General features: G+C 67.0%; 20 protein-coding genes. 13 read left to right on the top strand and 7 right to left on the bottom strand.

Annotation, left to right across the window (positions count from 1 at the left end; translation table 11 throughout):
- Positions 1-12: 12 nt before the first annotated feature.
- Positions 13-1035 carry an NAD(P)H-dependent glycerol-3-phosphate dehydrogenase gene (locus AC4OR5_RS17605; RefSeq protein ID WP_023126229.1) on the bottom strand — a complete coding sequence of 341 codons (1023 nt, stop codon included), beginning with the start codon at positions 1033-1035 and terminating at the stop codon, positions 13-15.
- A 150-nt stretch (positions 1036-1185) separates the two neighbouring features.
- On the opposite strand from AC4OR5_RS17605, the gene AC4OR5_RS17600 reads away from it, so the two are divergent.
- The 7 genes from AC4OR5_RS17600 to bosR all read left to right on the top strand — a co-directional run bounded on the left by AC4OR5_RS17600 (position 1186) and on the right by bosR (position 10433).
- Positions 1186-3294, top strand: coding sequence for a TonB-dependent receptor plug domain-containing protein (locus tag AC4OR5_RS17600; protein WP_058161194.1), 2109 nt, complete (start codon positions 1186-1188; stop codon positions 3292-3294).
- Positions 3295-3465: 171 nt separating this feature from the next.
- The gene (locus tag AC4OR5_RS17595; protein ID WP_073647603.1) at positions 3466-4224 is read left to right on the top strand and encodes an ABC transporter substrate-binding protein; all 759 of its coding nucleotides are present in this window, start codon (positions 3466-3468) and stop codon (positions 4222-4224) included.
- A complete protein-coding gene (locus AC4OR5_RS17590; RefSeq protein WP_058161193.1) occupies positions 4221-6176 on the top strand; it encodes an ATP-binding protein in 1956 nt (651 codons plus the stop codon). Before AC4OR5_RS17595 ends, AC4OR5_RS17590 begins: the two co-directional genes overlap by 4 nt.
- Positions 6177-6364: 188 nt before the next feature.
- Positions 6365-6880: a 3-hydroxyacyl-[acyl-carrier-protein] dehydratase FabA gene (gene fabA / locus AC4OR5_RS17585; protein ID WP_003087475.1), complete on the top strand. Its 516-nt coding sequence runs from the start codon at positions 6365-6367 to the stop codon at positions 6878-6880.
- Positions 6881-6891: 11 nt separating this feature from the next.
- A complete protein-coding gene (gene fabB, locus AC4OR5_RS17580; RefSeq protein ID WP_003087471.1) occupies positions 6892-8109 on the top strand; it encodes a beta-ketoacyl-ACP synthase I in 1218 nt (405 codons plus the stop codon).
- Between the two features lie 153 nt (positions 8110-8262).
- The gene (locus tag AC4OR5_RS17575) at positions 8263-9888 is read left to right on the top strand and encodes a methyl-accepting chemotaxis protein (protein WP_023106756.1); all 1626 of its coding nucleotides are present in this window, start codon (positions 8263-8265) and stop codon (positions 9886-9888) included.
- Between the two features lie 104 nt (positions 9889-9992).
- Positions 9993-10433 (top strand): biofilm oxidative stress transcriptional regulator BosR, encoded by a 441-nt coding sequence (bosR, locus tag AC4OR5_RS17570; protein ID WP_003087468.1) that lies wholly within the window; start codon positions 9993-9995, stop codon positions 10431-10433.
- Positions 10434-10595: 162 nt separating this feature from the next.
- On the opposite strand, the gene AC4OR5_RS17565 is transcribed toward bosR, so the two are convergent.
- On the bottom strand, positions 10596-11072 hold the full coding sequence (locus AC4OR5_RS17565) for a DUF3859 domain-containing protein (protein WP_003087466.1): 477 nt from the start codon (positions 11070-11072) through the stop codon (positions 10596-10598).
- 68 nt (positions 11073-11140) lie between these two features.
- Complete coding sequence (locus AC4OR5_RS17560) at positions 11141-12175, bottom strand: amidohydrolase family protein (RefSeq protein ID WP_003087464.1); 1035 nt, start codon at positions 12173-12175, stop codon at positions 11141-11143.
- Here AC4OR5_RS17560 and AC4OR5_RS17555 point away from each other — a divergent pair.
- The 5 genes from AC4OR5_RS17555 (at position 12174) to AC4OR5_RS17535 (ending at position 17833) form a co-directional block, all read left to right on the top strand.
- Entirely contained in the window at positions 12174-13079 is a 906-nt protein-coding gene (locus AC4OR5_RS17555) for a substrate-binding periplasmic protein (RefSeq protein WP_031636641.1), read from the top strand. The two genes, AC4OR5_RS17560 and AC4OR5_RS17555, sit on opposite strands and share 2 nt — an antisense overlap.
- A 38-nt stretch (positions 13080-13117) precedes the next feature.
- The gene (locus AC4OR5_RS17550) at positions 13118-13540 is read left to right on the top strand and encodes a MarR family winged helix-turn-helix transcriptional regulator (RefSeq protein WP_023095839.1); all 423 of its coding nucleotides are present in this window, start codon (positions 13118-13120) and stop codon (positions 13538-13540) included.
- Between the two features lie 207 nt (positions 13541-13747).
- Complete coding sequence (locus AC4OR5_RS17545; RefSeq protein WP_019485662.1) at positions 13748-14239, top strand: (2Fe-2S)-binding protein; 492 nt, start codon at positions 13748-13750, stop codon at positions 14237-14239.
- Positions 14236-16482, top strand: coding sequence for a xanthine dehydrogenase family protein molybdopterin-binding subunit (locus AC4OR5_RS17540; RefSeq protein WP_058161191.1), 2247 nt, complete (start codon positions 14236-14238; stop codon positions 16480-16482). The genes AC4OR5_RS17545 and AC4OR5_RS17540 overlap by 4 nt, the downstream gene beginning before the upstream one ends.
- A gap of 49 nt (positions 16483-16531) precedes the next feature.
- Entirely contained in the window at positions 16532-17833 is a 1302-nt protein-coding gene (locus AC4OR5_RS17535) for a c-type cytochrome (RefSeq protein ID WP_058161190.1), read from the top strand.
- Positions 17834-17843: 10 nt separating this feature from the next.
- Here AC4OR5_RS17535 and AC4OR5_RS17530 read toward each other — a convergent pair whose 3' ends face one another.
- Complete coding sequence (locus AC4OR5_RS17530) at positions 17844-18626, bottom strand: AraC family transcriptional regulator (RefSeq protein WP_003097919.1); 783 nt, start codon at positions 18624-18626, stop codon at positions 17844-17846.
- An 80-nt stretch (positions 18627-18706) separates the two neighbouring features.
- Here AC4OR5_RS17530 and panB point away from each other — a divergent pair, with 80 nt between their 5' ends.
- Positions 18707-19528 carry a 3-methyl-2-oxobutanoate hydroxymethyltransferase gene (gene panB, locus AC4OR5_RS17525; protein ID WP_003087450.1) on the top strand — a complete coding sequence of 274 codons (822 nt, stop codon included), beginning with the start codon at positions 18707-18709 and terminating at the stop codon, positions 19526-19528.
- 10 nt (positions 19529-19538) lie between these two features.
- Here panB and AC4OR5_RS17520 read toward each other — a convergent pair whose 3' ends face one another.
- From AC4OR5_RS17520 to AC4OR5_RS17510, 3 genes are all read right to left on the bottom strand, one after another.
- On the bottom strand, positions 19539-20264 hold the full coding sequence (locus AC4OR5_RS17520; RefSeq protein ID WP_003087448.1) for a dienelactone hydrolase family protein: 726 nt from the start codon (positions 20262-20264) through the stop codon (positions 19539-19541).
- Between the two features lie 67 nt (positions 20265-20331).
- On the bottom strand, positions 20332-22236 hold the full coding sequence (htpG, locus tag AC4OR5_RS17515) for a molecular chaperone HtpG (RefSeq protein WP_003087446.1): 1905 nt from the start codon (positions 22234-22236) through the stop codon (positions 20332-20334).
- A 117-nt stretch (positions 22237-22353) separates the two neighbouring features.
- The gene (locus AC4OR5_RS17510) at positions 22354-23583 is read right to left on the bottom strand and encodes an MFS transporter (protein ID WP_031693274.1); all 1230 of its coding nucleotides are present in this window, start codon (positions 23581-23583) and stop codon (positions 22354-22356) included.
- Position 23584: the final 1 nt, after the last annotated feature.

Here is a 23584-nt window from a genome sequence, read left to right as displayed (position 1 = left end):
GCGGTCTCCTCGTCAGAAGCCGGTGGTGGGAATGAAATCGACGTCGGTCTTCGGCTCGCCGCGCATCAGCAGCTGGATGACCTGCGCCAGGGTGCGGCCTTCGAAGAGGATCGCATGGAGACCGGCGACCAGCGGCATGTACACCTGCATCTCGTCGGACTTTTCCTTGAGTACCTTGAGAGTGTTCACACCCTCTGCGGTCTCGCCCAGGCGCGATACCGCCTCCTCCAGGCTGAGCCCCTCGCCGAGGGCGTGGCCGACCTGGTAGTTGCGGCTCTTCGGCGAGGAACAGGTGACGATCAGGTCGCCGACGCCGGCGAGGCCGAGAAAGGTCATCGGGTTGGCACCGAGCTTGACGGCGAACCGGGTCATTTCCGCCAGCGCCCGGGTGATCAGCATGCTGCGGGTGTTCTCGCCCATGTCCATCGCCGCGGCCAGGCCGGCCATGATCGCGTAGACGTTCTTCAGCGCACCGCCGAGTTCCACGCCGAAGCGGTCGCGGCTGGCGTAGACGCGGAAGGTGCGACCGTGCAGGGCCGCCTGGACGCGGGCGCACAGCTCGTCGTCCTCGCTGGCGACCACCGTGGCGGTCAGCTCGTGCTCTGCGATCTCGCGCGCCAGGTTCGGGCCGGAAATCACCCCGATGCGGGCTTGCGGGGCGATTTCCTCGAGGATCTCACTCATCAGCTTGAAGGTGTGCGCCTCGATGCCCTTGGTCAGGCTCACCAGCAGCTTGTCCGTCAATGCCGCCTGGTGTGGTTGCAGCACCTTGCGCAGGGCGCTGGAGGGCAAGGCGACGAAGATCAGTTGGCAATCGGCCAGGGTGCGCTCCAGGTCGGTGACCGGCTCGACCCCGGGATGCACCTTGACCCCTTTCAGGTAGCGCGGGTTCTCGCGTCGTGTGCGGATCGCCTCGGCCTGCTCCGGGTCGCGCATCCACTGGCGGACCGCCTGGCCGTTCTCGGCCAGCAGGTTGGCGATGGCGGTGCCGAAACTGCCGCCGCCGAGCACGGCAATCGGTTGCTGCTCTGTCATGATTCATCCATTTCTGGCCGCCACGCGGCAATCACGCCATTATACGGTCGGCCAGCCGGTCGACCAGTCTTGACGCTGGCGCTGGCAAAAGCCCGCGCCTCGTTTACCATGCCCGGGCCAGACAATACCTATCGAGAACAAGGTCGTTCCGTGCCCATCGCTTCGCGTGCTCCCGTCTCCCTGACCCTGCTGGCCCTGCTGTTCGGCAGCAAGCTCGCGGCCGCCGACCTGTTCAACGATCCCAGCGGCGTTCCCGAAGTATTGACCGCGACACGCCTGAAACAATCCCCGGCGGAAGTTCCCGGCAGCATCAGCGTGCTCGACCGCGAGCTGATCGTCGCCAGCGGCGCCCGCGACATTCCCGAACTGATGCGCCTGGTCCCGGGCATGATGGTCGGCTACCTGTCCGGCAACCAGCCCACGGTCAACTACCACGGCACCAGCATGTCGGGGGCGCGGCGCCTGCAAGTACTGATCGACGGTCGCTCGGTGTACCGCCCGGGCCTCGCCAGCGTCGACTGGAGCGACCTGCCGCTGGCCCTCGAGGATGTCGAGCGGATCGAAGTGTTCCGCGGGCCGAATACCGTCAGCTACGGCGCCAACGCATTGATGGGGGTGATCAACATCATCACCCGCGCCCCCGGCGAGTCGCCCGGCACGCGCCTGAAATACACCGCAGGCCAGCGCGGCATCCGCGACTGGTACGCCAGCCAGAGCATCGCCCTGGAAGACAGCGACTTCCGCCTGTCGCTGTCCGGCCAGGAAGACGACGGCTTCGACCACGACCACGACGGTCACGCCCTGCGCGACGGCCGCCGGCTCAGCCGCCTCAACCTCAACGCCAGCCACAGCCTGGCGCCGAACCAGAGCCTGGAGTGGCAACTGGCGGCCAAGGAAGGCTCGAACCAGCACCCCTACGCCTACCGCTCGCCGTTTCCCCAGGTTCCCGACGACGTCGACAACTCCGATACGCTCGCCCACGACTATGCCGGTTCGCTGCGCTGGAACGTCGACCTCGACCCACGCCACAGCTTCTATATACAAGGCTACGCGCAGCACTGGGAACGCCGGCAGGAGTGGAACGCCTGCGAGGCGGGCATCGCCTTCAGCCCGCAACTGGCGCAACTCTGGGAACTGAACCCAGACTACCTGCGCAGGTTCGCCGACGACCCTACCCGGCTGCCGCCCGGCAGCGCCCAGGAGCTGCAACTGGCGACCCAGGTCCTCGACCAGCTACGCAACGGCGGACTGCGCCCGGTCTGCGGACGGGTCGACCGCAACATCCGGGAAAGCCGCTACGACCTGGAGATGCAGGACACCCTCAGCCTGGGCGACAACCTGCGCCTGCTGAACGGCCTGAGCTACCGCTACGACCAGGCAAACTCCGAGACCTTCTACGGCGGCAGGGTCAGCAGCCAGATCTGGCGGCTGTTCAGCCAACTGGAGTGGCATGCCGGCGAACACTGGCTGCTGCAGGGCGGCGGGATGCTCGAAGACGTCGAGGGCTCCGGCAGCTCGTTCAGCCCGCGGCTGGCGGTGAACTACCTGTTCAACCCCCAGCACAGCCTGCGCGCGGTCTATTCGGAGGCGGTGCGGTCGCCGGGCATGTACGAAAACGACGTCGACTGGCGCTACCGGGTCCGCCACCTGACACCGGCGCCCTACGGGCAGAGCGAAGCCTACTACTTCGCCAGCGCCCACGGCCCCGGCGACCTGGGCAAGGAACACACCCGTTCGCGCGAGATCGGCTACAACGGTTTTTTCCGCGAGACCGGGCTGGCCATGGATGTGCGCCTGTTCCACGAGGAAATCACCGGACTGATCAGCGATCCGCTCAGCGTCGTCGACTTCAGCCCGGACAACGGCGATCGCATCCGCTTCTCCGGCGCGGAAGGCCAGCTCGACTGGCGCCTGGGCCTGCGCGACCGCCTGCGCGCCACCTACGCCTATCTCGACTACGACGCCACCAGTCGCTACGACCGGCGCCTGACCGCCCGCCACGGCGGCTCGGCCGGCTGGATGCACGACTGGGGCCAAGGCTGGTCCAGCGCCCTCTTCTATTACGGCGACGATTCGCTCAATGGACATCGTTTCGAACGCGTCGACCTGCGCCTGGCCAAGCGCATTCCCCTGGGCAAGGCCGCCCTGGAACTGGCCGGCGTGCTCCAGCAGCGTCTCGACGACCAACCGCTGACTTTTCCCGACAACCGCTACGACAGCCGCCACCTGCTCTACTTCAGCGCCGAGGTGACGTTCTAGATGCGTCGCTTGCGCCCCGCCCGTCGGGCTTTCCAGGCGCTTCTCGCGCTCGTCTTCTGTTGTCTCCCGCATGTCGGCGAGGCCGCGCAACTGGTCCTGGTCAGCGCCAACCAGGGGGCCGCGGTGAACGCCTTTCGCGACGCTCTGTCGCAGCGACGGCCGCAGGACCAGGTGGAACTGCGCACGCCCGCGGCCCTGGCGGAGGGGATGGTCTTCGCCGACGACACCCGCCTGCTCCTGCTCGGCCCCGAGGCCCTGGCCTGGCGCCTGCGCCAGCACCGGGCGCCACCGACCCTGGCGCTGCTGCTCAACCGGGTCGATGGCCAGCGCCTGCTGCCAGGCGCCAACGGGCATGGCGGACACGGCGTCGGAGGGCTCTGCGTACTCTGGAGCGACCCGCCGGCGGCCCGCCAGCTCCGCCTGGCGCGCCTGATCCTGCCGGGCATCCAGCGCATCGGCGTGCTCTACGGCAAGGACAGCGAATTCCTCCTCGACGAGCTTCGCCGCGAGGCCCGCAGCCAGGGGCTCGAGCTGTTCGTCGCCAGCAGCAGCGGCAACGACGACCCGCGCCCGCTGCAGTTCCTGCTCGGCAATAGTGACCTGCTGCTCGGCATCGACGACAAACAGCTGTACAACTCGCAGAGCATCAAGAGCCTGCTGCTCGGCAGCTACGCCAAGAACCGCGCGCTGCTCGGACCCACCGCAGCCTTCGTCAAGGCCGGCAGCCTGGCGAGCAGCTACAGCGACCAGGAGGACTGGCTGGACACCCTCGACGAACTGCTCGGCCAGGCGCCCAGGCACTGGCCCCTCAGCCTCTATCCAGGGCATTTCAAGGTGCTCGGCAATCGGCAGGTAGCCCGTTCCCTGGGTATCGACCTGGCCAGCGACGCCGACCTCGGCCGGCGCCTCGCCGAAGGAGAAGAACCATGAGCCAGCGCCACGGCTGGGACATCCGTACCCGCATGCTGGCGATCAGCCTGGGCCCGGCGCTGTTGCTGACCCTGCTGCTCACCGCCTACTTCACCTACTCGCGCCTGCAGGACCTGCGCCAGGAACTGACCCATACCGGCCAGTTGATCGCCGACCAGTTGGCGCCGGCCGCCGAATACGGCGTGATCGCCGGCAACACGCCCGTGCTGCAGAAGCTGCTGCAGGCCACCCTCGACACCCCGCATGTGCGCTTCATCGAGGTACGCGACCGCAACGACAGTATCCTGGTGTACGTCGAACAGTTGTCCGGCGCGTTGCAGAACGCCGCGCCGATCGACATCTTCCACTCCACCATCCAGCGCCAGCGCATCGCCCTGGCCAGCGACCCGCTGCTGGACGGCGCCAGCGAAGGCGACGGCCAGTCCGGCGAGGACTACCTCGGCCGGGTGGTGGTCGGCATGTCCAACGACGCCTTCAGCCAGCGGCAACAGGAAATCCTCCTGAAGGCCGCCCTGCTGGCCGCCTTCGCCCTGATCCTCACCTTCCTCGTCGCGCGCCGCCTGGCGCAGCGCCTGTCGGCGCCGATCAGCACCATGGGCCAGGCGGTCGAGGCGATCCAGAGCGGCGACTACAAGACCAGCCTGCCGATCCTCGACGACGGCGAGATCGGCGACCTGGCCCGTCACATCAACAATCTCGCCAGCGGGCTGGACCGCGCGAGCCGGGAACAGGAACAGGCGATCGGCCAATTGATCAGCGCCCGCGAGGAAGCGGAGCAGGCGAACCGGGCGAAGTCCGACTTCCTGGCGATGATGAGCCACGAGCTTCGCACCCCGATGAACGGCGTGCTGGGCATGCTGCAACTGCTGGAAACCACCGAGCAGACCCGCGAACAGGCCGAGTACACGGCGCTGGCCACCGAGTCCACCGAACACCTGCTGAAGGTCATCAACGACATTCTCGATTTCTCAAGGATCGAACGCGGCGCGCTGGAACTGGAGTGCATTCCCTTCAACCTGCTGGAACTGGTGCAAGGCTCCGCCCTGGTGTTCCAGCACAGCGCCCAGCAACGCGGACTGGCGCTGGAATTGCAGATCCAGGCCGGCCTGGAGAATATCGAGGTCTGCGGCGATCCGACGCGTATCCGACAGATCCTGGTGAATCTGCTGGGTAATGCGCTGAAATTCACCGAGGAAGGCGCCATCCATCTCAGCCTGGAGTGGCAGGCGCTCGATCACGACGTACTGTGGCTGACCTGCGCGGTGCACGACAGCGGCATCGGCATCTCGCCGGAACGCCTGGAACATATGTTCGACGCCTTCCAGCAGGCGGATTCGTCGATTTCCCGGCGCTACGGCGGCACCGGGCTCGGCCTGGCGATCGCCAGGACCCTGGCGGAACGGATGGGCGGCACCCTGCAGGCAGAGAGCAAGGAAGGCTCGGGATCGACCTTCACCCTGGAGATTCCGCTGCCCTTCCAGCAGTCGCCGGCGCACCGGCAGCAGGCCGCCGGCGACGCCGCCCCGATTGCCGCCGGTCAGGAAATCCTCCTGGTCGAGGACAATCCGGTGAACCAGACAGTCATAGAAGCCATGTTGCGCAGCCTCGGCTATCGCGTCACCCTGGTCGCCGACGGTATCCAGGCGGTGCGCAGCGCCGAGCGCCAGCGCTACGACGCGATCCTGATGGACTGCCGCCTGCCGGTGCTCGACGGCTACTCGGCGACACGGGAAATCAGGGCCCAGGAGAACGGCCGGCGGGTACCGATCATCGCCCTGACCGCCAACGCCCTGCAGGGCGATCGGGAGAACTGCCTGCAGGCGGGAATGAACGATTACCTGGCCAAGCCATTCAAACGGGCGGAATTGCAACGCATACTGCAACGCTGGATCGGCTCGCAGCCGGAACGCCCCGTGACGTCGAACGAAACCGGACGAGGGGAGCCGGAATGATCTACGACAAGGGCGGCAAGCGGACGCGGGAATAAAGTGAACATCTGTTCGCCGGACACTGTGACTTTCACCGCAACGCAACAGTCTATGACTAGGCTGCCGCTGCGACGCCGATACAATAACCCGGCGCGACGGCCGCTGGACGAACCGCCACAACCCTGCAGTTCAGGGATTTTTGAGGAGCTCGCATGACCAAACAACACGCCTTCACCCGAGAAGACCTGCTGCGCTGCAGTCGCGGCGAGCTGTTCGGCCCGGGTAACGCGCAACTTCCCGCCCCCAACATGCTGATGATCGATCGCATCGTTCACATCAGCGATGTCGGCGGCAAGTATGGCAAGGGCGAGCTGGTCGCCGAGCTGGATATCAACCCGGACCTGTGGTTCTTCGCCTGCCACTTCGAAGGCGATCCGGTCATGCCCGGTTGCCTGGGCCTGGATGCCATGTGGCAGCTGGTCGGTTTCTATCTCGGCTGGCAGGGCAACCCCGGCCGCGGCCGCGCCCTGGGTTCGGGCGAAGTGAAGTTCTTCGGTCAGGTTCTGCCGACAGCGAAGAAGGTCACGTATAACATTCATATCAAGCGCACGATCAATCGTTCGCTGGTCCTGGCCATCGCCGACGGCACCGTCAGCGTCGATGGCCGCGAAATCTACAGTGCCGAAGGCCTCCGCGTCGGCCTGTTCACCTCCACTGACAGCTTCTAAGGGTTATCCGCATGCGTCGCGTCGTTATCACCGGTCTGGGCATCGTTTCCTGCCTCGGCAATGACAAAGACACCGTTTCCGCCAACCTCCGTGCGGGTCGGCCCGGCATTCGCTTCAATCCGTCCTACGCCGAGATGGGCCTGCGCAGCCACGTTTCCGGTTCGGTCGACCTGAACCTCGAAGAGCTGATCGATCGCAAGGTCTTCCGCTTCATGGGCGATGCCGCCGCTTACGCCTACCTGGCGATGGAGCAGGCGATCAAGGACTCCGGCCTGACTCCGGAACAGATTTCCAACCCCCGCACCGGCCTGATCGCCGGCTCCGGCGGCGCTTCCACCCTGAACCAGATGGAAGCCATCGATACCCTGCGCGAGAAAGGCGTCAAGCGCATCGGCCCATACCGCGTGACCCGCACCATGGGCAGCACCGTATCGGCCTGCCTGGCCACGCCGTTCCAGATCAAGGGCGTCAACTACTCGATCTCCTCCGCCTGCGCCACCAGCGCGCATTGCATCGGCCAGGCCATGGAACAGATCCAGCTGGGCAAGCAGGACGTGGTCTTCGCCGGCGGCGGCGAAGAGGAACACTGGAGCCAGAGCTGCCTGTTCGACGCCATGGGCGCCCTCTCCACCCAGTACAACGAAACGCCGGAAAAGGCCTCCCGCGCCTACGACGCCAAGCGTGACGGCTTCGTCATCGCCGGCGGCGGCGGCATGGTGGTGGTCGAGGAGCTGGAGCATGCGCTCAAGCGCGGCGCCAAGATCTACGCCGAGATCGTCGGCTACGGCGCCACCTCCGACGGCTACGACATGGTCGCCCCGAGCGGCGAAGGCGCGATCCGCTGCATGCAGCAGGCGCTGGCCACCGTCGACGCGCCGATCGACTACCTGAACACCCACGGCACCTCCACCCCGGTCGGCGACGTCGCCGAGATCCGAGGCGTGCGCGAAGTGTTCGGCGACAAGGCGCCGGCCATCAGCTCGACGAAGAGCCTGTCCGGCCACTCGCTGGGCGCCGCCGGCGTACACGAGGCGATCTATTGCCTGCTGATGATGGAAGGCGGCTTCATCGCCGGCTCCGCCAACATCGACGAACTCGACCCGGAAGTGGCCGACCTGCCGATTCTCCGCGAGACCCGCGAGAACGCCAAGCTCGATACCGTCATGAGCAACAGCTTCGGCTTCGGCGGCACCAACGCCACCCTGGTCCTCAAGCGCTGGCAGGGTTGATTCCCTCCATCGCCGCATGAAGCGCCCTTCGGGGCGCTTTTTTGTACCCAGCGTTTCTTTACCCGAACTGCATGAACGGGCTAAACCTGGCGCCCCGCCTGCCGATAGAACTGATCAGCCCCGTCTCTCTCCTGCCCCCTGGAATCCGCCATCATGTCTTTGCGCAGTATGCCCATCGCGACCCGTGCCGCCCTGAGTTTCGCCCTGATCACCGCTCTGCTGGTCATCACCGGCATCTTTTCCCTGAACCGAATGGGTTCGCTCAACGAAGCCTCTTCGGACATCAGCGACAACTGGCTGCCTAGCGTCCGCGAAAGCGCCGAGTTGAACGTTCTGCTCGCCGAACTGCGGCAGGTGCAACTGGCCCATGTGCTGGCGGCGGACGACAGCAGCAAGCGCTTCCTGGAAAGCCGCATGACGGAAATCGGCAAGGAGCTGACCGATCGCGAGGGCGCCTACCAGCGACTGATCAGTGGTGCCGACGAGCGCTCGATCTACGAGCGCTACCTGGCTACCCGGCAGACGCTCCTGCAAAGCCAGCAGACCCTGGTGCAGATGTCGCGCAGCAAGCCGCTGGAAGAGACCCGCCAGTACACCGAAAGCACCCTGCTCGACCAGTACCGCGCCACCCAGCAGCAACTGCAGGCGCTGATCGACCTCAACGTCAAGGGCGCCAGCCAGGCCAGCCACACGGCCGATGAGGTCTATCACAGCGCCTTCGCCGCAGTGATCGGCGTGCTGCTGGTCGCCGGCCTCGCTACCGTGGTACTGGCCTGGCTGTTCACCCGCAGCATCACCCAACCGCTCGGCGAGGCGCTGCGAGTGGCCGAGGTGATCGCTTCCGGCGACCTCACCAGCCGCATCGATACCTCTGGCCGCGACGAACCGGCCAAGCTGCTGGCCGCTCTCCAGGGCATGCAGGCACAACTGCGCCAGACCATCCAGCAGATCGGCAGCTCGGCGACCCAACTGGCCTCCGCCGCGGAGGAACTCAGCGCCGTCACCGAGCAGGGCAACCGCTCGCTGACCCAGCAGAACGACGAAATCCAGATGGCCGCCACCGCGGTCAACGAGATGACCGCCGCCGTCGAGGAAGTGGCGCGCAACGCCAGCTCCACCTCGGACGCCTCGTCCGCCTCCGAGCAATCGGCGCAGAACGGACGCCAGCGGGTACTGGAGACGGTCCAGGCGATCCGCCTGATGAGCGAAGAAGTGGACAATACCTCGGCGCTGGTCGGCGGCCTGGCGGAAAAGGCCCAGGACATTTCCAAGGTCCTCGACGTGATCCGCGGTATCGCCGAACAGACCAATCTCCTGGCGCTCAACGCGGCCATCGAGGCGGCTCGCGCCGGCGAGCAGGGCCGCGGTTTCGCGGTGGTCGCCGACGAGGTTCGCGCCCTCGCCCATCGCACCCAGGAATCCACCCGCGAGATCGAGCAGATGATCGCCAACATCCAGGAAGGCACCGGCGCCGCGGTCGGCGCCATGGACAGCAGCAGCGTACGCGCCCGCAACATGCTGGAGATCGCCGAAGCCGCCGGCCTGGCGCTGAACGAGATCGCCGAGCGGGTCGGCCAGATCAACGAGCGTACCCTGGTGATCGCCAGCGCCTCCGAGCAGCAGGCCCAGGTGGCCCGCGAGGTCGACCGCAACCTGGTGAACATCCGCGACATCTCGCTGCAGACATCCGCCGGCTCCAACCAGACCGCCGCCGCCAGCCAGGAACTGTCGCAACTGGCCATCGACCTGAACAACATGGTCACCCGCTTCGTCGTCTGACCATGCCGTGCGCCGTCTCACGGCGGCGCACTTGCTGCGGTTGCCCAGCGTGGAGCCCGGGTTTTACCATGAAACCCGATCCTCTCCCCTCCGGAGCCGCCCTGATGGTCAAGCGCACCAGCCACAAGCAAGCCAGTTGTCCAGTCGCCCGCCCGCTGGACGTGATCGGTGATGGCTGGTCGATGCTCATCGTGCGCGATGCCTTCGAAGGACTGACGCGCTTCGGCGAATTCCAGAAGAGCCTCGGCCTGGCCAAGAACATCCTGGCGGCGCGCCTGCGCAACCTGGTGGAGCACGGCGTGATGGTGGCGGTCCCGGCCGAAAGCGGCAGTCACCAGGAATACCGCCTGACTGACAAGGGACGCGCGCTCTTCCCCCTGCTGGTGGCGATTCGGCAGTGGGGCGAGGACTATTTCTTCGCCCCGGACGAATCCCATGTCCGCCTGGTCGAGCGCGACAGCGGCCAGCCGGTGCCGCGCCTGCAGGTACGCGCCGGCGACGGCAGTCCGCTCGCCGCGGAAGATACCCGGGTCAGCAGGGACTGATCGAAGGACGAACAGGCTACCGTCGGCATCCGCGCGCACTCCGCCAAAACGGCGGATAACCGCGGGCGGTTATTCGCCCTGCCGCACGCAGGCAACCCTTGCCCGGGCGCCCCCGCGTTATCCACGCGACACAAGAAAACCAGCGCTTTGCATGGCTCGCGCTCAGCGCACGTCGAAGGATTTCTCCGCCAGCAGGCGATCGCCCTGGAACACCATCAACCGCCATTCGCCCTTCACCACTTCGTGCGGCTCGGTGAATTCGTAGGCCATGACATCGGTCGGCGCGCCCGGCACCAGCTTCTGCACTACTTCGAACTTGTCATGCCGCTGGCCATCCGGAGTGACCACGCCCGGGGTGAGGTAGAGCAGCGTCAAAGGCGTATCGCCTTCCTGCTTGCCGCTGAGTTGATAACGCATGCCGAACTTGGTGCCGAGCTTGGCCGGGACTTCGGTGGTCTGCTGGATGTTCTGCTCGCTACGGGTCAATACCCGTTCGCCGGGCTGGAAATCCTGGTAGCGGCTCTCGAACACGCCATATTCGATGGGGCCGTCGATACGCACCTCGGCCTGCGCCGCCACGGCGACGCCGGCGCCGAGCAGGAAGACGGAACGACTGATGCAAGAACGGATGAAGGACATGACTCACTCCTGGATGGGACAGGCGCGAGCCTATGACGCCGGCATGACAGACTGATGACGAATCCGGGTTATTCGCCTCGCGGATCGGCGGGCTGGCGCGGCAGCACCGCCAGGAAGTTGTCCCGCGCCACCTGGCGAGCGACCTGCTCGGGCAAGGCGTCGAGGAACGGATCGAAGCTCGCCATCAACTCGGGCAGGCTGTCGAACTGGCCGACCACATCGGAACCGAGCATGAAGCGTTGCGGAAACCGCTCGACCAGTGCCAGCCACTGCGGGTCGGGCTTGCCCTGCTCGTCCAGCAGGTACGGGCGCAACACCGACCAGGACAGGTCGATGTAGAGGTTCGGGTAACGCTGCAGCAGACGCCCAAGGGTCGGCAGGAGGAAGTCCAGTTTCTTCTGGTGGCGATGGATTTCCATACTGGTCCCGGCATGGGCCCAGATGAACCGCACATGCGGGTGATTGCGCAGGGGCTCCTCGATTTCCGCCAGGTACAGCGGGTTGCGTTCGCGCTTGGAAGTGACGTTGGCGTGCAGCAACACCGGCAGGTCGAATTCGGCGGCCAGGTGATAGACCCGCGCCAGCGCCTCGTTGTTGGCCCTCGGCACGTCGCCGTAGGTCAGCGCGGTGAGGTCGTCGTGCCGGGTAAAGATCTCGCCGATGCCCTGCCAGAGTCCCGGGTCCAGCTCCAGCATGCGACGGATGTGCGCGTCGGCGTTCTTGTCGGTCGGGTTGAAACCGGTCAGGAACGGATGCACGCGCCGCCGCTGCTCGGCTGGCAGGGATTTCACCGCCGCCGCCACGATCACGTCGGTGGCGCTGTACCAATAGGCTCCGGCATCGTCGCCAGCGTAGTAGCGCGGCCGCTTCGGCTCGTCCTCGTGCCATTTCTTGGCGACCGCGACGCCGCTGAGCATCACATGGTCGACCCGGCCTTTGTCCATCGCCTCCAGCAGGCGCGGCATGCCTTCGCTTTCCTGGAAGAAATCCACATAGTGCACGTGAGCGTCGCTGTAGCGATAATCCCTGGCATGGGTCAAGGATGTCACCAGGGACAGGACGAACAATGTCGAAAACAGGGCACGCGTACGGGGGCCAGCCATGGCATTCCTCCTGATAGGCCTGAGTGAACATAGACCGCTGCCGCTCGGCCAGGGTTCGCCACTACGCTGGCTGGCCCTGCTGCTCGGCCTGCTGACCTGGCATGCCGGGGCTGGCGAACGGCTGATCTATCCGCGCCATTCCGAAGGGCGCAACCCCGAACCCTACGTCGTCGAGCTGCTGCAACTGGCGCTGGCCAGGAGCGGCGGCGACTACCGCCTGGAGCCCAGCGCGCAGCCCATGCCGCAGTCCCGTGCGCAACTGCGCCTGGAGCAGGACGATCCGGGCCTGCAGGTGATGTGGGCGCAGTCCCGCGACGACCTGGAAGAGACCCTGCTGCCGATCCGCATTCCGATCTATCGCGGCCTGATCGGCTGGCGCATTCCCCTGGTCAGCGCCGCCAACAAGGATCTCCTGGCCTCGGTGCGGACCCTCGACGATCTCCGCCGCCTGCGCTTCGGCCAGCGCCAGGACTGGGCCGACACACCGATCCTGCGCGCCAACGGCCTGGAGGTGAAGACCAGCCAGAACTACGAGAGCCTGTTCCGCATGCTCGATGCCGGCCGCTTCGAGGTCTTCCCCCGCGAGGTCGTAGTGATCGACGGAGAACTGGAGGACGCCTCCCGCGCCGGGCTGCACCTGGCGATCGACCAGCACCTGGCCCTGCACTACCCCGCGGCCTTCTATTTCTTCGTTTCGCGTCAACGCCCGGAACTGGCCGAGGCCATTCGCCAGGGCCTGGAGAAGGCGATTGCCGACGGTAGCTTCGAACGGCTGTTCGAGCGACATTTCAAGACGCGGCTGGAAAAGCTTGCCCTTCGGCAGCGGAGAATAATCGAGCTGAAAAACCCCTATCTTCCAGGAAAAACTCCTTTTCAGCGCGAGGCACTCTGGTACCGGCCGTGAGCTAGAATGAGGCCCTCACGCCACCACCGATGCCCAGCATGTCCCGTACCGCCCCGTACCGCCTCGACGACCAGATCGGCTTCATCCTGCGCCAGGCCAACCAGCGCTATGCAGCGTTGTTCGCCAATGGCATCGGCAACGGCCTGACCCCCACCCAGTGGGCCGCCCTGGTCCGCCTCGGCGAGACCGGACCCTGCCCGCAGAACCAGCTCGGCCGGCTCACCGCCATGGACGCCGCGACCATCAAGGGCGTCGTCGAGCGCCTGGACAAACGGGGACTGATCCAGCGCAGCGCCGATCCGGACGACGGCCGGCGCCTGCTGGTCAGCCTCAGTCCTGCCGGACGCGCCGAACTCGAGGCCGGCCTGGCGGCCGCCCGCGAGATCAACCGGCAGGCCTTGGCTCCCCTCTCCCCGCAAGAACAGGAAACCCTGCGCGGGTTGCTCGCTCGCCTGATCTGAGGCCATTGCGGTCTATCCTTTTTTTCCGCGTTACGTCGTCCGGAGCTGCGCCTTTCGTCGTAGCGGCCTGCCATTGACAGTTCGCCGCAGGCGTCCATAACATGTTTGTATACAAACAAATTCCCGCAGAGCCGCACGCTACCAGGCACGGCCGACGGGACATCCGCCTGATGAACAGCCATGCCCCCGGCATGGGGAGAAACCGCCATGAGCGATGCCCTTGCCCTGACCGTCAACGGTCAGTCCCTGCGCCTCGATGTCGCCCCCGATACCCCCCTGCTCTATGTCCTGCGCAACGACCTGCAACTGAACGGTCCCAAGTTCGGCTGCGGCCTCGGCGAGTGCGGCGCCTGCACCGTGCTGATGGATGGCGTCGCCACCCGCTCCTGCATCACCCCGGTGGAGGCCGCCGTGGGCCGCCGGGTAGTTACCCTCGAAGGACTCGGCGATGCCGCCCATCCGCATCCGCTGCAACAGGCCTTCATCGACGAACAGGCCGCCCAATGCGGCTACTGCATCAACGGCATGGTGATGACCGCCAAGGCGTTGCTGGATCGCAACCCGAACCCCAGCGACGGCGAGATCCGCCAGGAATTGGCCTACAACCTGTGTCGCTGCGGCACCCATGTGGAGATTCTCAAGGCCGTGCGGCGTGCCGCCGAGAGCCTGAAGGAGCGTCAGGAGGAGCACCCGGCATGAGCCTGGCCAATCCCTCGCGACGCGGCTTCCTCAAGGCCGGCGGCCTGCTGCTGGTCACCGTCAACCTGCCCGCCCCGCTGCTCGCCCTCGCCGAGCAGGGCGCCACCGACCTGCCGCTGGACCAGGTCGACTCGTTCATCGCCATTGCCGCGGACGGCAAGGTCACCGCCTTCTGCGGCCACGTCGACCTTGGTACCGGCATCCGCACGGCACTGGCGCAGATCGTCGCCGAAGAGTTGGACGTCGCGTTCGAGCAGGTCGAGATGATCCTCGGCGACACCCGTCGCACACCGGACCAGGGGCCGACCATCGCCAGCGCCAGCATCCAGGTCAGCGCCGTGCCGCTGCGCCAGGCCGCCGCCGAAGCCCGGCGCTTCCTCCTGCGCCAGGCCGGAAGCCATTTCCCGGTGCATCCGGACAGCCTGCGCAGCGAAAACGGCCAGGTCTTCGCCGCCGCCAATCCGCAGCGACGGATCGGCTACGGCGAGTTGCTGCGAGGCCAGCGCTTCAACCTGAACATCGACGGCAAGGCGCCGCTCAAGCCGCGCAGCGAGTACCGCCTGGTCGGCAAGCCGGTGCGTCGGGTGGACATTCCGGCGAAGCTGACCGGCCAACTGACCTATGTCCACGACATGCGCCTGCCCGGCATGCTGCATGGGCGAGTGGTACGCCCGCCCTATACCGGCGCGGATGTCAGCGCCCCGCTCGGCAGCGGCCTGCTGGCGGTGGACGAAAGCTCGGTCGCCGGGCTGCCGGGGCTGGTCAAGGTGGTCGTGATCGGCGACTTCGTCGGCGTGATCTGCGAACGCGAGGAGCAGGCGATCCGCGCCGCGCGCCAGCTCAAGGTGCGCTGGAAGGACTGGCAGGGTCTGCCGCCGCTGGAACCCGACCGGCTCGAGGACACGCTTCGCCGGCATCCGAAGAAGCCACGCACGCTGCACGACTCGCCCGGTCTCGAGCAGCACCTCGCGGGCATCGCCCGGCCGCTGTCGGCCACCTATGTCTGGCCCTACCAGTTGCACGCCTCCATCGGCCCTCCCTGCGCCCTCGCCGAGGTCGATGCGCAGCGCGCTCGCATCTGGTCCGGCACGCAGAACCCGCACGACCTGCGCAACGACCTGGCCAGGCTGCTGCAGCGCGAGACCGGGGACATCGAGGTGATCCGTATGGAAGCCGCCGGCTGCTACGGACGCAACGGCGCCGACGACGTCAGCGCCGACGCCGTGCTTCTGGCGCAGGCGGTGGGCCGACCGGTGCGGGTACAACTGATGCGCGAACAGGAACATGGCTGGGAACCGAAAGGCACCGCGCAACTGATCGAGGTCCGCGGCGGCCTCGACGAGCAAGGCCGGGTGGCGGCCTACGACTTCGCCACCTGCTACCCCTCCAACGGCGCGCCGACCCTGGCCCTGCTCCTCACCGGGCGGATCCCGGCCACCCCGCAGGTGGCCGACATGGGCGACCGCACCGCGATCCCGCAATACCGCTACCCGCGGATGCGGGTGGTGGCCAACGACGCCGCCCCCATCGTCCGCGCGTCCTGGATGCGCGGCGTCTCGGCGCTGCCGAACGTGTTCGCCCATGAGTCCTACGCCGACGAACTGGCGCACCTGGCCGGCATCGACCCCATCGCCTTCCGCCGCCGCTACCTGGACGACCAGCGCGCCCTGGCGCTGATCGACGCCCTGGTCGCCCGCGCCGGCTGGCAGCCACGCACCTCCCCCAACCCAGAGGCGCGCCGGGACGGCGTGCTGAAGGGACGCGGCTTCGCCTATGCGCGCTACTTCCACAGCAAGTTTCCCGGTTTCGGCGCCGCCTGGGCCGCCTGGATCGTCGACGTCGAGGTGAACCCGGAGAACGGCGCGGTGCGCGTCGCCAAGGTCTGGGTCGCCCATGACTGCGGGCAGATGGTCAATCCCGATGGGGTCAGGCACCAGGTCCACGGCAACGTCATCCAGTCCACCAGCCGGGTACTCAAGGAGTTCGCCACCTTCGACCGCCGTGGCGTCACCAGCCTGGAATGGGGCGGCTACCCGATCCTCGGCTTCCCCGAACTGCCGGAGATCGACGTACTGCTGCTCGACCGCCCCGAGCAGCCACCGATGGGCGCTGGCGAGTCAGCCTCGGTGCCCAGCGCCGCGGCCATCGCCAATGCGATCTTCGACGCTACCGGAGCGCGCCTGCGACAGGTGCCGTTCACTCCGGAACGCGTACTCGCGGCGCTGCGCAGCGCGCAGGCCTGATCCTTTTCCCCGGGGCGCCGCGGCGCCCCGCGCAGTGGATGACTGACAGATGAAGAAGGCAACACGCATCGGCCTCTGGGCCTCCGGCAGCCTCGTCGCGCTCGCCGCCATCGCCCTCGGCTACGCCTGGCAACCGGCCATCGGGCCACTGGAAGGCACACCCGGTCCCTTCAGCGCCGAGCAGATCGCCCGCGGCGAACGCCTCGCCGCCCTCGGCGACTGCGCGGTCTGCCACACTCGCGAAGACGGCCCGCGCAACGCCGGCGGACGGGCCTTGCCGACGCCGTTCGGGACGATCTACAGCAGCAACCTCACGCCGGATCGCGCGAGCGGCATCGGTGGCTGGTCCTACCCCGCCTTCGAGCGGGCCATGCGGCATGGCGTAGCCCGCGACGGCAGCTATCTGTATCCGGCGTTCCCTTACACCGCCTTCACCAGGACTCGCGGCGAAGACCTGAAGGCCCTGTACGCCTACCTGATGAGCCAGCCGGCGGTGCACAGCGAAACGCCTGCCAACCAGTTGCCGTTCCCCTTCGACCAACGCCAGCTGATGGCCGGCTGGAACCTGCTGTTCCTGGAGCCCGGCGCCTACCGCGACGAGCCGACGCGCAACCAGCAATGGAACCGCGGCGCCTATCTCGCCGAAGGCCTCGGCCATTGCAGCGCCTGCCACTCGCCGCGCAACGCGCTCGGCGCGGAAAAGTCCGGCAGCGCGCACTTCGCCGGCGGCGAGGCGGAGGGCTGGACCGCGCCAGCCTTGAACGCCAGTTCGCCGGCGCCCATCGCCTGGAGCGAGGAGGCCCTCTACGCCTACCTCCGCCACGGCTATTCGGCCTACCACGGGGTCGCCAGCGGGCCGATGGCGCCAGTGGTCGGCGAAGGCCTGGCCAAGCAGTCGGACGAGGACCTGCGGGCCCTGGCCCATTACCTTGCGTCCTACGCCGCTGCCCCGGCCGGGGAAACCCATCAGCAACAGGCGCAACGCCTCGACCGGCAGGGCTACGGCCGCGTGCAACCGCCCAGCGGCAGCGGCGCGCGCCTGTTCGCCGGGGCCTGCCTGGCCTGCCATCATGACGGCGACGGGCCGCGCTTCTTCGGCGTGCGTCCATCCCTGGCGCTGAACAGCAATGTGCATGCGGACAGCCCGGACAACCTGCTGCGGATCATCCTCGACGGCATCCACAGCCCGGCCACCGGCGACCTCGGCTATATGCCCGGCTTCCGCCATAGCCTCGACGACCGGCAAGTCGCCGCCCTGGCCAACTACCTGCGCGAGCGTTTCGCCGGCAAGCCCGCCTGGCCGGACCTCGCGGCCAAGGCGGCAAGCCTGCGCCAACAGGCGGCGCCCTGAAGCATGCGGCTCAGTTGGGCAAGCGCAGGGAGCGGGCGAAGCAACCGGGGGTCTGGCCGAAATGACGCTGGAACAGGCTGATGAACGCCGAGGTGGAGTCGTAGCCAAGGTCGCTGGCCACCCGCGTCACGCTGGCGCCCTCCTCCAGCGCGGCGACCGCGTTGAGCAGACGCAGGCGCTGGCGCCACTCGCGAAACGACAACTGGGTCTGCTCGCGGAACAGCCGCGCCAGGGTCCGTCGGGAAGCCCCCACCAGTCCCGCCCAATCCGAGATGCCGCGCGGATCGGCGGGATCCGCCTGTAGCGCGTCGGTGATCCGGCGCAAGCGCGGGTCGCCAGGCAACGGCAGATTCAGCGGCGCCTCGCGAAGGCGCCCGACCTCATCGGCGACCACCTGCATGAGACGCTCGGCCTCGCCACCCGGCGGATATTCACGGGGAAACTCCGCCGCCCGCAGCAACAGTTCGCGCAGCAGGCCGGACACCTCCAGTACCCGGCAACCGCCGGGCAGCGAACGATCCAGGTAGAGACTGCGGAACAGCACAGGGTTGCAAGCCTCCGCGGCGTGCCGGACGCCCGGCGGAATCCACAGCGCCCGCTGCGCCGGCACCAGATAGCTGTGCCGCTCGGTGCTGGCGCGCAAGGTGCCGCTGGCGGCGTACATCAGTTGGCCCCAGGGGTGGTCGTGCATCTCCACCCGGTGCCCGGCGGGCATCTCGAAGGCGCGCAGATACACCGCGCAGGGCAGGCTGCGGAATCGCGGCAGGTCGCGTTCTTGTCCCGTTTGCGGCATCGGTTGTCCCCATCCGTCGAGTGAGCGGTGCGTGGCCGATGGTAGCGTGTGGCTCCCCATAGACAAACCGGAGCCACGCCATGAGCAGTCATCGCCCGCAACATCGCCTGTCCGTTCCCGATATCCAGCGCCGCAAGGGTGCCGGCAGCCTGGTGGCGCTGACCGCCTACAGCACGCCCATGGCCCGCCTCCTCGATCCGCACGCCGACCTGCTGCTGGTCGGCGATTCGCTGGGCATGGTGCTCTATGGCATGCCCAGTACCCTGGGAGTGAGCCTGGAGATGATGGTCGCCCACACCCTGGCGGTGATGCGCGGCAGCCGGCGCGCCTGCGTGGTGGCCGACTTGCCGTTCGCCAGCTACCAGGAATCGCCCCGACAGGCGTTCCGCAACGCCGCACGCCTGCTGGCCGACAGCGGCGCCCAGGCGGTGAAGCTGGAAGGCGGTGAGGAAATGGAAGAAACCGTGGACTTCCTGGTACGCCGTGGCATACCGGTGCTCGCCCATATCGGCCTGATGCCGCAGCAGGTCAACGCCATGGGCGGCTTCAAGGCCCAGGGGCGTGACCCGGAAAGCGCCGAACGGGTACGCCGCGACGGCCTCGCCATGCAGCGCGGCGGCGCCTTCGCGGTGGTCATCGAAGGCGTAGGCGAGCCGCTGGCCCGTCGCCTTAGCGAAGAACTGGCGATCCCCTGCATCGGTATCGGCGCCTCGCCGGCCTGCGACGGCCAGGTACTGGTCAGCGAGGACCTGCTCGGGCTAAGCGGCGAACAGGTACCGCGCTTCGTCGAACGCTACGCGCGCCTCGACCGGGAAATCGACGAGGCGGCCCGGCGCTTCGCCGAGGACGTGCGCGAAAGGCGCTTCCCCGAGGCCAGGCATTGCTTCGCCATGCGCGAGTGAGCCGGCGGTCTCAGGCGAAGACTTCCGCCAGCAGGTCGTCCATCGCCTGGAAGGCACGCCGGGAGGTCCTGGCGTCATAGTGCATCTTGCCCGGCACCTTGGCGTTCGGATCGGTGAAGGAATGCACCGCGCCGCCGTAGCTGGTGAGCTGCCAGTCGACGCCGGCATCGGTCATCTCCCTGGCGAAGGCCGGCAACTGCTCGCGCGGCACCAGCGGATCGGAGGCGCCGTCGAGGACCAGTACCGCGCCCTTGATATTCCTGGCATGCGCCGGGTCCGGCGTATCCAGGGTGCCATGGAAGGACACGAAGGCCTTCAGCTCGGCGCCGTCGCGAGCCAGCTCCAGCGCGCAGCAACCGCCGAAGCAGAAACCGAAGGCGGCCTGGCGGGTCGTATCGACAGCCGCGAGCGCCTGTCCGCGCAAGGCCGCCAGCGCTGCCTGCATGCGCTTGCGCAGCAGGGCCCGGTCGTTCTTCAGCGGCATCATCGCCGCGCCCGCCTCGTCGCCGTTCTGCGGACGCACGTCCCTGCCGTAGAGGTCCGCCACCAGCACCACGTGCCCACGGCCGGCGACCTGCCGGGCGATGTCCAGCGCGGCGGCGCTCACGCCCATCCAGTTCGGCGCCATCAGCAGGCCCGGGCGCGGTCCCGCGTGGCTGGCGTCGTACACCAGTTGACCTTCGTACGGCTGCCCATCGATGTCGTAGGCGACCGGCTCTACACGAATCTCACTCATGGGTACTGCTCCTGCGAGAGTTGGAAAAGACAAAGCCCGCCGAAGCGGGCTTTGTCGGGGCTACTGCTTAAGCGGACAGCTCCACCAGCAGCTTGTTCAGTCGGCGTACGTAGGCGCCCGGATCCTTGAGGCTGTCCCCCGCGGCCAGGGCGGCCTGGTCGAAGAGAATATGCGACAGCTCGCCGAAGCGGTCCTCGTCCGGCTCCGCATCCAGCTTCTCGATCAGCGGATGCTGCGGGTTGATCTCGAAGATCGGCTTCGAGTCCGGCACTTTCTGCCCGCTGGCCTCGAGGATCTGGCGCATCTGCAGGCCAAGGTCCTGTTCGCCGATGGCGAGGATCGCCGGCGAGTCGGTCAGGCGGTGGGAGACGCGGACTTCGCTGACCTGCTCGTCGAGCACCTTCTTCAGGCGCTCGATCAGGCCTTCCTTGCTCTTGGCGACTTCTTCCTGGGCCTTCTTGTCCTCTTCCGAGTCCAGGCTGCCCAGGTCCAGGTCGCCGCGGGCGACATCGACGAACTGCTTGCCGTCGAACTCCGGCAGGTAGCTCATCAGCCACTCGTCGATGCGATCGGTGAGCAGCAGCACCTCGATGCCCTTCTTGCGGAAGACTTCCAGGTGGGGGCTGTTCTTCACCTGCGAGTAGCTCTCGCCGGTGAGGTAGTAGATCTTGTCCTGGCCTTCCTTCATCCGACCGATGTAGTCGGCCAGCGCTACGCTCTGCTCGCCCGAATCGTCGCCGGTGGAGGCGAAGCGCAGCAGGCCGGCGATCTTCTCCTTGTTGCCGAAGTCTTCCGCCGGGCCTTCCTTGAGGACCTGGCCGAAGTTCTTCCAGAAGGTCTTGTACTGCTCCGGCTCGTTCTTCGCCAGCTTCTCCAGCATGTCCAGCACGCGCTTGGTCAACGCCGACTTCATCGAGTCGATCACCGGATCCTTCTGCAGGATTTCCCGGGAGACGTTCAGCGACAGGTCGTTGGAGTCGACCACACCCTTGATGAAGCGCAGGTACAGCGGCAGGAACTCGTCGGCCTGGTCCATGATGAACACGCGCTGTACGTACAGCTTCAGGCCTCGCGGCGCTTCGCGATGGTACAGGTCGAACGGCGCGCGGCCCGGCACGTAGAGCAGCGAGGTGTATTCCAGCTTGCCTTCGACCTTGTTGTGGCTCCAGCTCAGCGGGTTCTCGAAGTCATGGGCGACGTGCTTGTAGAACTCCTGGTATTCCTCGTCCTTCACCTCGGCGCGCGGACGGGTCCACAGCGCGCTGGCGCGGTTGACCGTTTCCCATTCCGGCTCGGCCGGCTTGTCGGCCTCTTCGCCGTGGAATTCCTTGGGCAGTTCGATCGGCAGGGCAATGTGATCGGAGTATTTCTTGATCACGTTGCGCAGGCGCCAGCCATCGGCGAACTCCTCCTCGCCCTTTTTCAGGTGGAGGACGATGCGGGTGCCGCGCTCGGGCTTGTCGATGGTGGCGACGTCGAACTCGCCCTCGCCCTTCGACGACCAGTGCACGCCTTCGCTGGCCGGCTGGCCGGCGCGACGGGAGTAGACGTCGACCTTGTCGGCGACGATGAAGGCGCTGTAGAAACCGACACCGAACTGGCCGATCAGGTGCGAGTCCTTCTTCTGGTCGCCAGACAAGTTCTTCAGGAAGTCGGCGGTCCCGGACTTGGCGATGGTGCCCAGGTGAGTCACCACATCCTCGCGGCTCATGCCGATGCCGTTGTCTTCCAGGGTGACGGTGTTGGCTTCCTTGTCGAAGCTGACGCGGATCTTCAGCTCGGCGCCGCCCTCGAGCAGCTCGGGATTGGCCAGGGCTTCGAAACGCAGCTTGTCGGCGGCGTCCGAGGCGTTGGAAATCAGTTCGCGGAGGAAGATTTCCTTGTTCGAATAGAGAGAATGAATCATCAGGTGAAGCAGTTGCTTCACTTCAGTCTGAAAGCCCAGTGTCTCTTTTTGGGTTTCCACGCTCATCGCTCCAAGCTCCATCAATGACATAAGCCGCGTACCACGGCGGATGTCCCCTAGGTGGGGCCTTCTTCCGGCTTTTCAAGCGCTTATGCGAAAAAACCGCGCACCGTCGTGCGACGACTAGCGTTCGAGCAGTTCGAGACGGGCGATCTCCGCCGGGCGCAACAGGTAGCTCGCCTCCCCCGCACCGGGCATTTCCCGGCGGATCACCAGGCGCCCCTCGCTGTCGAGGCCGGTGAAACGGCCCTCGGCGATACGCCCGCGTACCGTAGTGGCCTTGACCAGGCGCTGGCTGTAGCGCTGCGGTTCGACCTGGACCAGCTCCAGGTCGAGGGTGGCGTTGCCCGGCGCCGGCAGCGCCTGCGGCTCGGGCGGCGCCACCGCGGCCACGGTCGCAGGCTCCGCCGGCAAAGCGGGGAACGCGTCGCCGCGCACCGACCACTCCCGCCGAGCGTTCTTCTCCAGCGTCAGCTCCAGTACCTGAGCCTGGCCGGCCACCAGGGCCTCGATGCGCAGCGGCCGCGCATGGCTGGCCGCGCGCCAGGACGGCGCCCGCACGAGGCTGACGTCGCGGCTGGCGAAGCGTCGCTGCAGATAGTCGCGCAAGACCAGGGCCAGGGTATCGTCGGAGTCGTAGCCCAGGTCGACCTTGCCGTGCCGATAGCGCAGCCGGTCGGTATACAGCTCGACGTGGCCGCTGAGGGTGGTCCGGTAGTCGCTCGGCAGGCTCAGGTGGAACTCGCCCTCCAGGCGGTTCGGCGCCTTGGGCCGCAGGTCCAGGTGCAAGGTATAGCCACGCAGGAGACGACGCGCCTCGGGCAGGTCCTGCTCCGGTTGCAGCCAGCTCAGCTCGACTTCTGGCAACGCGCCGCCGTCCTCGGGCAGCACGTCCAGGCGCAGCGCCCCGAGCGGCTGTGCCGGAAGGCGGATCTGCAGCTCGCGCTGGGCGTAGAAATCGTGCCCCTGGCGCAGGCTCAGCACACCGCCGATCAACTCGCCGCTCTGCGGCGCGAAAGGCTTGCCGTTGAACTCCCCGCTGAGCGCGATGGCCAGTTCCGCCGCCGGCCTGGCCTCCGGCTTCAGCCAGCGCAGGCTGAGGATCGCCTCCAGCCGCGCAGCGTCGTGACTGGCCAGCAGCGCCAGGCCGACCACCAGCGGGATGCAACCCAGCGCGGCCAGCCCGACGCCCTTGCGCGCCGTACGCCAGTGCACGCCGATGTAGGCCAGCGCCACCGGCGGGAAAAGGCTGCCGTAACCCCACAGCAGACCGGTACCGAAGGCCAGGACGATGACCCAGATATAGCCGGCGACCATCAGCAGCAGGCCGCCCAGAATCAGCAAGGCATCCATC

This window comes from Pseudomonas sp. YA1, from assembly GCF_058680555.1.
This window is presented reverse-complemented; position numbering and strand designations above follow the sequence as displayed.

Bases quoted from the DNA above. Each gene is read 5' to 3' on its own strand.
- AC4OR5_RS17530 (WP_003097919.1), bottom strand. From the start codon at position 18,626: ATGCCGCAAACGGGACAAGAACGCGACCTGCCGCGATTCCGCAGCCTG.
- AC4OR5_RS17535 (WP_058161190.1), top strand. From the start codon at position 16,532: ATGAAGAAGGCAACACGCATCGGCCTCTGGGCCTCCGGCAGCCTCGTC.
- AC4OR5_RS17555 (WP_031636641.1), top strand. From the start codon at position 12,174: ATGGCATTCCTCCTGATAGGCCTGAGTGAACATAGACCGCTGCCGCTC.
- AC4OR5_RS17590 (WP_058161193.1), top strand. From the start codon at position 4,221: ATGAGCCAGCGCCACGGCTGGGACATCCGTACCCGCATGCTGGCGATC.
- AC4OR5_RS17550 (WP_023095839.1), top strand. From the start codon at position 13,118: ATGTCCCGTACCGCCCCGTACCGCCTCGACGACCAGATCGGCTTCATC.
- AC4OR5_RS17510 (WP_031693274.1), bottom strand. From the start codon at position 23,583: ATGGATGCCTTGCTGATTCTGGGCGGCCTGCTGCTGATGGTCGCCGGC.
- panB (WP_003087450.1), top strand. From the start codon at position 18,707: ATGAGCAGTCATCGCCCGCAACATCGCCTGTCCGTTCCCGATATCCAG.
- bosR (WP_003087468.1), top strand. From the start codon at position 9,993: ATGGTCAAGCGCACCAGCCACAAGCAAGCCAGTTGTCCAGTCGCCCGC.
- AC4OR5_RS17605 (WP_023126229.1), bottom strand. From the start codon at position 1,035: ATGACAGAGCAGCAACCGATTGCCGTGCTCGGCGGCGGCAGTTTCGGC.
- AC4OR5_RS17520 (WP_003087448.1), bottom strand. From the start codon at position 20,264: ATGAGTGAGATTCGTGTAGAGCCGGTCGCCTACGACATCGATGGGCAG.
- AC4OR5_RS17565 (WP_003087466.1), bottom strand. From the start codon at position 11,072: ATGTCCTTCATCCGTTCTTGCATCAGTCGTTCCGTCTTCCTGCTCGGC.
- AC4OR5_RS17575 (WP_023106756.1), top strand. From the start codon at position 8,263: ATGTCTTTGCGCAGTATGCCCATCGCGACCCGTGCCGCCCTGAGTTTC.
- fabA (WP_003087475.1), top strand. From the start codon at position 6,365: ATGACCAAACAACACGCCTTCACCCGAGAAGACCTGCTGCGCTGCAGT.
- AC4OR5_RS17545 (WP_019485662.1), top strand. From the start codon at position 13,748: ATGAGCGATGCCCTTGCCCTGACCGTCAACGGTCAGTCCCTGCGCCTC.
- fabB (WP_003087471.1), top strand. From the start codon at position 6,892: ATGCGTCGCGTCGTTATCACCGGTCTGGGCATCGTTTCCTGCCTCGGC.
- htpG (WP_003087446.1), bottom strand. From the start codon at position 22,236: ATGAGCGTGGAAACCCAAAAAGAGACACTGGGCTTTCAGACTGAAGTG.
- AC4OR5_RS17560 (WP_003087464.1), bottom strand. From the start codon at position 12,175: ATGGCTGGCCCCCGTACGCGTGCCCTGTTTTCGACATTGTTCGTCCTG.
- AC4OR5_RS17540 (WP_058161191.1), top strand. From the start codon at position 14,236: ATGAGCCTGGCCAATCCCTCGCGACGCGGCTTCCTCAAGGCCGGCGGC.